Source organism: Bacillus sp. LJBS06 (genome assembly GCF_016924995.1).
Taxonomy (GTDB): Bacteria; Bacillota; Bacilli; order Bacillales; family Bacillaceae; genus Bacillus; species Bacillus stercoris.
The window spans coordinates 386,592-397,367 of sequence record NZ_CP070483.1; the positions used below are offsets into that span (position 1 = coordinate 386,592).

Here is a 10,776-nt window from a genome sequence, read left to right on the forward strand (position 1 = left end):
GGTGGCATATGAGCAAAAAATCGATTCAAAAGGTGTACGCACTGACACCAATGCAGGAGGGAATGCTGTATCATGCGATGCTTGATCCGCATTCTTCCTCGTACTTCACACAATTAGAGCTTGGGATTCACGGCGCTTTTGATCTTGAAATCTTTGAGAAAAGCGTCAATGAACTGATTCGGTCATACGATATTCTCCGTACGGTATTTGTGCATCAGCAACTGCAAAAACCGCGTCAGGTCGTATTAGCGGAACGCAAAACAAAGGTGCATTATGAGGATATCAGTCATGCAGATGCGAACCGCCAGAAAGAGCACATTGAGCGTTACAAACAAGACGTTCAGCGACAAGGCTTTAACCTGGCAAAAGACATTTTGTTCAAGGTGGCGGTTTTCCGCCTTGATGAAGATGAGCTGTACCTCGTTTGGAGCAATCATCATATTATGATGGACGGCTGGAGCATGGGCGTCCTCATGAAAAGCCTGTTCCAAAACTATGAAGCGCTCAGAGCAGGGAGGACACCGGCAAACGGTCAGGGCAAGCCTTATTCCGACTACATCAAGTGGCTTGGAAAACAGGACAATGAAGAAGCGGAGAGCTACTGGAGCGAGCGCTTGGCGGGTTTTGAACAGCCAAGCGTGCTTCCGGGCCGCCTGCCTGTGAAAAAAGACGAATACGTCAATAAAGAATATTCATTTACATGGGACGAAACACTGGTTGCCCGTATTCAGCAAGCCGCAAACCGCCATCAAGTGACAGGGCCTAACCTATTTCAGGCCGTTTGGGGCATTGTTCTCAGCAAATACAACTTTACGGATGATGTGGTCTTCGGAACGGTCGTCTCGGGAAGGCCGTCTGAAATCAGCGGGATTGAAACGATGGCGGGGCTGTTTATCAACACCATTCCGGTGCGGGTGAAAGTTGAACGAGATGCTGCTTTCGCTGATATTTTCACAGCTGTTCAGCGGCATGCAGTAGAGGCGGAGCGTTACGATTACGTGCCGCTCTATGAGATTCAAAAACGCTCAGCCCTTGATGGCAATCTCTTAAACCATCTGGTCGCTTTTGAAAATTATCCGCTTGATCAGGAGCTTGAAAATGGCAGCATGGAAGACCGCCTCGGGTTCTCGATCAAGGTAGAAAGCGCATTTGAACAAACGAGCTTCGATTTCAACCTGATTGTGTATCCGGGCAAAACGTGGACCGTCAAAATCAAATATAACGGCGCCGCCTTTGATTCCGCTTTTATCGAACGGACAGCGGAGCACCTTACCCGCATGATGGAAGCAGCTGTCGATCAGCCGGCCGCGTTTGTGCGTGAGTGCGGGCTTGTGGGAGCCGAAGAGCAGCGGCAAATTGTCGAGGTGTTTAACAGCACGAAAGCCGAACTCCCTGAAGGAATGGCTGTTCATCAAGTGTTTGAAGAACAAGCGAAACGGACACCGGCGAGCACTGCCGTTGTATATGAAGGAACCGAGCTGACATATCGCGAGCTGAATGCCGCGGCCAATCGTCTGGCGAGAAAGCTGATTGAGCAAGGCCTTCAAAAAGGGGAAACAGTCGCGATTATGAACGACCGCTCAATAGAAACCGTTGTCGGCATGCTGGCTGTGTTAAAAGCAGGCGCCGCATATGTTCCGCTTGATCCAGCGCTTCCTGGGGACCGTCTTCGGTTCATGGCAGAGGACAGCTCCGTTCGAATGGTCTTGACCGGAATTTCTTATACAGAGCAGGCGCATCAGCTGCAGGTGCCGGTCCTTACACTGGACATAGGCTTGGATGAGAGCGAAGCGGCTGACAATCTCAACCTGCCATCCGCCCCGTCCGACTTGGCATACATCATGTACACATCCGGTTCAACGGGCAAACCAAAAGGCGTCATGATCGAACATAAAAACATTCTGCGCCTCGTCAAAAATGCCGGGTACGTTCCTGTTACTGAAGAGGACCGTATGGCGCAAACAGGAGCGGTCAGCTTTGATGCCGGAACGTTTGAGGTATTCGGCGCACTGCTAAATGGCGCAGCGCTTTATCCGGTCAAAAAAGAGACGCTGCTTGATGCGAAACAATTTGCTGCATTCCTGCGCGAGCAAAGAATCTCGACGATGTGGCTGACATCACCTTTATTCAACCAGCTTGCCGCAAAGGATGCGGGTATGTTCGGCACACTGCGACATTTAATCATTGGGGGAGACGCACTCGTTCCGCATATTGTCAGCAAAGTCAAACAGGCATCGCCGTCGCTTTCATTGTGGAACGGATACGGCCCGACAGAAAACACGACGTTTTCAACAAGTTTTCTGATCGACCGCGAGTATGGCGGCTCTATCCCAATCGGGAAGCCGATCGGAAATTCCACTGCCTACATCATGGATGAGCAGGCACGCCTGCAGCCGATCGGCGCACCCGGCGAGCTTTGCGTCGGCGGAATTGGTGTGGCGCGAGGCTATGTCAATCTCCCTGAGCTGACGGACAAGCAATTTCTCGAAGATCCGTTCAGACCGGGTGAAAGGATTTATCGCACTGGCGACTTGGCAAGATGGCTGCCGGACGGCAATATCGAATTTTTAGGCAGAATCGACAACCAAGTGAAGGTGCGCGGCTTCCGAATTGAGCTTGGCGAAATTGAAACAAAACTGAACATGGCTGAGCATGTGACAGAGGCTGCGGTGATCATCCGCAAAAACAAAGCGGATGAAAATGAAATTTGCGCGTACTTTACGGCAGACCGTGAAGTTGCTGTGAGCGAGCTGAGAAAAACGCTATCTCAGTCTTTGCCTGACTATATGGTCCCTGCCCACCTGATTCAAATGGACAGTCTGCCGCTCACGCCGAACGGGAAAATCAACAAAAAAGAACTGCCCGCGCCGCAATCAGAAGCCGTGCAGCCGGAATACGCAGCACCAGAAACAGAGAGTGAAAAGAAATTAGCGGAGATCTGGGAAGGAATACTCGGTGTCAAAGCAGGCGTTACCGATAACTTCTTTATGATCGGCGGCCATTCTTTGAAAGCGATGATGATGACGGCAAAAATCCAAGAGCATTTCCATAAGGAAGTATCGATTAAAGTGCTTTTTGAAAAGCCGACCATTCAAGAATTGGCGTTGTATTTGGACGAGAACGAAAGCAAGGAGGAGCAGACGTTTGAACCGATCAGGCAAGCACCTTATCAGCAGCATTATCCTGTATCCCCGGCCCAGCGGAGAATGTATATCCTCAATCAGCTTGGACAAGCAAACACAAGCTACAACGTCCCCGCTGTACTTTTGCTGGAGGGAGAAGTAGATAAAGACCGGCTTGAAAACGCGATGCAGCAATTAATCAACCGGCACGAAATCCTTCGTACATCGTTTGACATGATCGACGGAGAGGTTGTACAAACCGTTCATAAAAACATATCGTTCCAGCTGGAGGCTGCCAAGGGACGGGAAGAAGACGCGGAGGAAATGATCAGAGCGTTCGTTCAGCCGTTTGAATTACATCGTGCGCCGCTCGTCCGTTCGAAGCTTGTCCAGCTGGAAGAAAATCGCCACCTGCTGCTCATTGATATGCATCATATTATCACTGACGGCAGTTCAACAGGCATACTGATCGGTGATCTTGCCAAAATGTATCAAGGCGCGGATCTGGAGCTGCCGCAAATTCACTATAAAGATTACGCAGTTTGGCACAAAGAACACGCTGATTATCAAAAAGATGAGGCATACTGGCTCGATGTCTTTAAAGGCGAGCTGCCAATACTGGATCTTCCCGCGGATTTCGAGCGGCCTGCTGAGCGGAGCTTTGCGGGAGAGCGCGTGATGTTCGGGCTTGATCAACAGATGACTGCTCAAATCAAGTCATTCTTAGCAGAAACGGATACGACAATGTACATGTTTTTGCTGGCGGCATTCAATGTACTCCTTTCTAAGTACGCGTCGCAGGATGATATCATTGTCGGCTCGCCGACAGCTGGCAGAACACATCCTGATCTGCAAGGTGTGCCGGGGATGTTTGTCAACACGGTAGCACTCAGAACGGCACCAGCGGGGGATAAAACCTTCGCGCAATTCCTTGAGGAGGTCAAAACAGCCAGCCTTCAAGCCTTCGAGCACCAGAGCTATCCGCTTGAGGAGCTGATTGAAAAGCTTCCTCTTACAAGGGATACAAGCAGAAGTCCGCTGTTCAGCGTGATGTTCAATATGCAGAATATGGAGATTCCTTCTTTAAGATTAGGAGATTTGAAGATTTCCTCGTATTCCATGCATCATCATGTGGCGAAATTTGACCTCTCCTTGGAAGCGGTCGAGCGTGAAGACGATATCGGCCTAAGCTTTGACTATGCGACTGCTCTGTTTAAGGACGAGACGATCCGCCGCTGGAGCAGCCACTTTGTCAATATCATCAAAGCGGCCGCGGCTAATCCGAACGTTCGGCTGTCTGAAGTAGATATGCTTTCATCTGCAGAAACGGCTGCTTTGCTGGAAGAAAGACATATGACTCAAATAACGGAAGCCACCTTTGCAGCTCTTTTTGAAAATCAGGCCCAGCAAACACCTGACCATCCTGCCGTGAAGGCTGGCGGAAATCTGCTGACCTATCGCGAGCTTGATGAACAGGCGAACCAGCTGGCGCACCATCTTCGTGCCCAAGGGGCAGGAAGTGAAGATATCGTTGCGATTGTTATGGACCGGTCAGCTGAGGTGATGGTATCCATTCTCGGTGTCATGAAGGCGGGGGCAGCTTTCCTTCCCATTGATCCTGATACACCCGAAGAACGAATCCGTTATTCATTAGAGGACAGCGGAGCAAAAATTGCGATCGTCAATGAAAGAAACATGACGGCTATTGGGCAATATGAAGGGGCAATCGTCAACCTTGATGAAGGTAAATGGAGAAATGAAAGCAAGGAGCGCCCAGCATCCATTTCAGGGTCGCGCAATCTTGCATATGTCATTTATACGTCCGGTACGACCGGAAAGCCTAAGGGTGTGCAGATCGAGCATCGCAATCTGACAAACTATGTCTCTTGGTTTAGTGAAGAGGCGAGCCTGACGGAAAAGGATAAGACTGTATTGCTATCCTCTTACGCATTTGACCTAGGCTATACGAGCGTGTTCCCCGTGCTTCTGGGCGGGGGCGAGCTCCATATCGTACAGAAGGAAACCTATACGGCGCCGGATGAAATAGCGCACTATATCAAGGAGCATGGGATCACATATATCAAACTGACACCGTCTCTCTTCCATACAATGGTGAACACATCCAGTTTTGCAAAAGAGTCGAACTTTAAATCCCTGCGCTTAATTGTGTTGGGAGGAGAAAAAATCATCCCGGCTGATGTTCTTGCCTTTCGCAGGATGTATGGACATACCGAATTTATCAATCACTACGGCCCGACAGAAGCAACGATCGGCGCCATCGCCGGACGGATTGGTCTGTCTGAGCCGGATGCATTTGCGAAACGCCCGACAATCGGAAAACCGATTGCGAATGCCGGCGCGCTTGTCTTAAATGAAGCATTGAAGCTTGTGCCGCCGGGAGCGAGCGGACAGCTCTATATTACGGGACAGGGGCTTGCGAGAGGATATCTCAACAGGCCTCAGCTGACAGCCGAGAGATTTGTGGAGAATCCATATTCACCGGGCAGCCTCATGTACAAAACCGGAGATGTCGTACGGAGACTTTCTGACGGTACGTTTGAATTTATCGGCCGGGCTGATGATCAGGTGAAAATCCGCGGCTACCGCATTGAGCCGAAAGAAATTGAAACGGTCATGCTCAGCCTCAGTGAAATTCAAGAAGCGGTTGTGCTAGCGGTTTCCGAGGGCGGCCTTCAAGAGCTTTGCGCGTATTATACGTCGGATCAGGCCATCGAAAAAGCAGAGCTCCGGAACCAGCTTTCACAAACACTGCCGTCTCATATGATTCCTGCTTTCTTTGTGCAGGTTGACGCAATTCCGCTGACGGCAAACGGGAAAACCGACAGAAACGCTTTGCCGAAGCCGAATGCGGCACAATCTTCTGGCAAGACCTTGGCGGCACCGGAAACAGCGCTTGAAGAAAGCTTATGCCGCATATGGCGGAAAACGCTTGGCATAGAAGCCATCGGCATTGACGACAATTTTTTCGATTTAGGCGGCCATTCATTAAAAGGAATGATGCTGATTGCCAACATTCAGGCAGAATTGGAGAAAAGCATACCGCTTAAAGCACTGTTCGAGCAGCCAACTATTCGCCAGCTGGCGGCTTATATGGAGGCGTCTGCTGTTTCAGGCGGCCATCAAGTCCTCAAGCCGGCTGACAAGCAGGCTATGTATCCATTGTCATCCGCGCAGAAACGGATGTATGTGCTCAATCAGCTTGACCGCCAGACGATAAGCTACAACATGCCATCTGTTCTTTTAATGGAAGGTGAGCTTGATGTTTCACGCCTGCGCGACTCGCTCAATCAGCTTGTGAACCGTCATGAATCATTGCGGACGTCATTTATGGAAGCTAATGGTGAGCCTGTTCAGCGCATTATTGAGGAGGCGGAAGTTGATCTTCATCTGTTTGAAGCGGAAGAAGACGAAGCGGACCAAAAGATTAAGGAATTTATCCAGCCATTCGATTTAACCGACGCACCGCTCATTCGCGCCGCTTTGCTTCGAATAGAAGCGAAGAAACATTTGCTGCTTTTAGATATGCATCACATCATCGCAGACGGCGTCTCAAGAGGCATCTTTGTAAAAGAATTGGCGCTGCTTTACAAAGGAGAGCAGCTTCCGGAGCCGTCGCTTCATTATAAAGATTTCGCCGTTTGGCAACATGAAGCTGAGCAAAAAGAACGGATGAAGGAACACGAGGCGTACTGGCTGTCGGTTCTTTCAGGCGAGTTGCCAGAGCTTGATCTCCCGCTCGATTACGCCCGTCCGCCGGTGCAAAGCTTTAAAGGAGATACGATTCGTTTCCGTACGGGAAGTGAGACGGCAAAGGCGGTCGAAAAGCTGCTCGCGGAAACCGGAACGACCTTGCACATGGTGCTTCACGCGGTTTTCCACGTCTTTTTAAGCAAAATTTCCGGACAGCGGGATATCGTCATCGGCTCTGTTACTGCGGGCCGGACGAATGCCGATGTCCAAGACATGCCGGGAATGTTCGTCAATACCCTTGCTTTAAGAATGGAAGCGAAAGAACAGCAGACATTTGCGGAGCTTCTGGAGCAAGCGAAGCAGACGAACCTGTCAGCGCTGGAGCATCAGGAGTATCCATTTGAAGATCTGGTTAATCAGCTTGATCTCCCTCGGGATATGAGCCGAAATCCAGTATTTAATGTGATGGTGACGACAGAAAACCCCGATAAAGAACAGCTTACATTGCCAAATCTGAGCATTTCACCTTATGAGGCTCATCAGGGAACCTCTAAGTTTGATCTGACATTGGGCGGGTTTACTGATGAAAACGGCATTGGCTTGCAGCTCGAATATGCGACAGATCTGTTCACAAAAGAAACGGCTGAAAAATGGAGCGAATACGTTCTGCGGCTACTAAAGACTGTTGCGGAAAACCCGAACCAGCCGCTTTCCAGCCTGTCACTCGTCACTGAAACAGAAAAACAAGCGCTTCTCGAGGTGTGGAAGGGCAAGACACTGCCTGTGCCGACAGACAAAACGGTTCATCAGCTATTTGAAGAAACGGCTCTGCGCCACAAAGACTGTCCGGCTGTCACATACAACGACCAGTCTTGGACGTACGGCGAACTGAATGCGAAGGCAAACCGTCTCGCGCGGATTCTGATCGACTGCGGCATCAGCCCGGATGACCGCGTCGGCGTTCTTACGAAGCCGTCGCTTGAAATGTCGGCTGCTGTGCTCGGCGTGTTAAAGGCGGGAGCGGCATTTGTGCCGATTGATCCTGACTACCCGGATCAGCGGATTGAGTATATTTTACAGGACAGTGGCGCGAAGCTTCTCTTGAAGCAAGAGGGCATTTCAGTGCCGGACAGCTATACGGGAGATGTCATTCTTCTCGACGGAAGCCGCACGATTCTAAGCCTGCCGCTTGATGAAAACGACGAGGAAAATCCAGAAACCGCTGTAACCGCGGAGAACTTGGCGTACATGATTTACACGTCTGGAACGACCGGACAGCCGAAGGGTGTCATGGTCGAGCACCATGCGCTTGTGAACCTGTGCTTCTGGCACCACGACGCGTTCAGTATGACAGCGGAGGACCGCAGTGCGAAGTACGCGGGCTTTGGGTTTGACGCCTCCATTTGGGAGATGTTCCCGACCTGGACGATCGGCGCCGAGCTTCACGTTATTGATGAAGCGATCCGCCTCGATATTGTCCGCCTAAACGATTATTTCGAAACGAACGGCGTGACGATCACGTTCCTGCCGACACAGCTGGCGGAACAGTTCATGGAGCTTGAGAACACATCACTGCGCGTATTGCTCACAGGCGGAGACAAGCTGAAGCGTGCCGTGAAAAAGCCGTACAAGCTCGTCAACAACTACGGGCCGACAGAAAATACGGTCGTTGCCACAAGCACGGAAATCCATCCGGAGGAAGGCTCACTTTCCATCGGACGGGCGATCGCCAATACGAGGGTGTACATTCTCGGCGAGAGCAATCAGGTGCAGCCGGAAGGCGTAGCCGGAGAGCTTTGCGTGGCGGGACGCGGACTGGCGCGAGGCTATCTGAATCGAGAAGACGAAACCGCGAAGCGGTTTGTCGCTGATCCGTTTGTGGCGGGTGAACGCATGTACCGCACTGGTGATTTGGTGAAGTGGGTGAACGGCGGCATCGAATACATCGGCCGGATCGACCAGCAGGTCAAGGTCCGCGGCTACCGAATCGAGCTTTCAGAAATCGAAGTCCAGCTCGCGCAGCTTTCTGAGGTGCAGGATGCGGCGGTAACAGCCGTGAAGGATAAAGGCGGCAATACAGCGATCACGGCGTATGTCACACCTGAATCAGCTGACATAGAAGCACTGAAATCAGCACTGAAGGAAACCCTGCCGGATTACATGATCCCGGCGTTCTGGGTGACGCTGAGCGAGCTTCCGGTTACGGCAAACGGCAAAGTGGACCGCAAAGCCTTGCCTGAGCCGGACATCGAAGCGGGAAGCGGAGAATACAAAGCGCCGACGACCGACATGGAAGAGCTGCTTGCCGGCATCTGGCAGGACGTGCTTGGAATGGCTGAAGTCGGTATCACCGATAATTTCTTCTCGCTGGGCGGAGATTCCATCAAAGGAATTCAGATGGCGAGCCGCTTGAACCAGCACGGCTGGAAGCTGGAAATGAAAGATCTCTTCCAGCATCCGACGATCGAGGAGCTGACCCAATACGTAGAGCGTGCCGAAGGCAAACAGGCAGACCAAGGCCCAGTGGAGGGCGAAGTCATCCTGACGCCGATCCAGCGCTGGTTCTTTGAAAAGAACTTCACGAACAAGCACCACTGGAACCAATCGGTGATGCTTTACGCCAAGAAGGGCTTTGATCCTGAACGGGTGGAGAAAACATTGCAGGCGCTGATCGAACATCATGACGCGCTCCGTATGGTTTACCGTGAGGAAAACGGGGACATCATTCAGGCGTATCAACCGATCGGTGAGAGCAAGGTAAGTTTCGAAATCGTGGATCTGTACGGCTCTGATGAAGAGATGCTGAAAAACCAGATTAAGATTCTGGCGAACAGGCTGCAAAGCAGTATCGATCTGCAAAACGGGCCCCTTCTAAAGGCGGAGCAATACCGCACGGAAGCTGGGGATCACCTGCTCATCGCTGTACACCATCTCGTGGTCGACGGTGTGTCATGGCGGATTTTGCTTGAAGATTTTGCTTCAGGCTACATGCAGGCTGAGAAAGAAGAGAGCCTTGTCTTCCCGCAAAAAACAAACTCCTTCAAGGACTGGGCGGAAGAACTGGCGGCATTCAGCCAATCAGCGCATCTTTTACAGCAGGCTGAATACTGGTCGCATATTGCCGCTGAACAGGTTTCTCCTTTACCGAAAGATTGTGAAACAGAGCAGCGGATCGTCAAGGATACATCATCCGTCCTATGTGAATTAACGGAAGAAGACACGAAGCATCTTTTAACAGATGTTCATCAGCCATATGGAACTGAAATCAACGATATACTTCTCAGCGCGCTTGGTTTGACAATGAAAGAATGGACAGACGGTGCCAAAATCTGCATTAACCTTGAGGGACACGGCCGGGAGGACATCATCCCGAATGTGAATATCTCCAGAACGGTCGGCTGGTTTACGGCACAATACCCAGTTGTGCTCGACATGTCTGAAGCAGATGCCTCAGCTGTGATCAAAACAGTCAAAGAAAACCTGCGCCGCATTCCGGATAAAGGTGTTGGCTACGGCATTCTTCGTTATTTCACAGAAACATCGGAAACAAAGGGCTTCACACCGGAGATCAGCTTCAACTATTTGGGCCAATTCGACAGTGAAGTCAAAACCGATTTCTTTGAACCGTCCGATTTCGATATGGGGCGCCAAGTAAGCGGAGAATCAGAGGCGCTGTACGCTTTAAGCTTCAGCGGCATGATCAGAAACGGCCGGTTTGTGCTTTCCTGCTCCTACAATGAGAAGGAGTTTGAGAGAGCCACGATTCAAGAGCGAATGGAACGGTTTAAAGAAAATCTTCTGATGCTGATCCGCCATTGCACGGAAAAAGAAGAGAAGGAATTCACGCCAAGCGACTTCAGCGCCGAAAACCTTGAGATGGATGAGATGGGAGATATCTTTGACATGCTTGAGGAGAATTTAAAATAAAACGCAAGGGAATTAC

General features: G+C 50.8%; 1 protein-coding gene. It reads left to right on the forward strand.

Annotation, left to right across the window (positions count from 1 at the left end):
* Positions 1–8 precede the first annotated feature (8 nt).
* Entirely contained in the window at positions 9–10,760 is a 10,752-nt protein-coding gene (srfAB, locus tag JQX68_RS21650) for a surfactin non-ribosomal peptide synthetase SrfAB (RefSeq protein ID WP_205440492.1), read from the forward strand.
* The last annotated feature ends 16 nt before the right edge of the window (positions 10,761–10,776 follow it).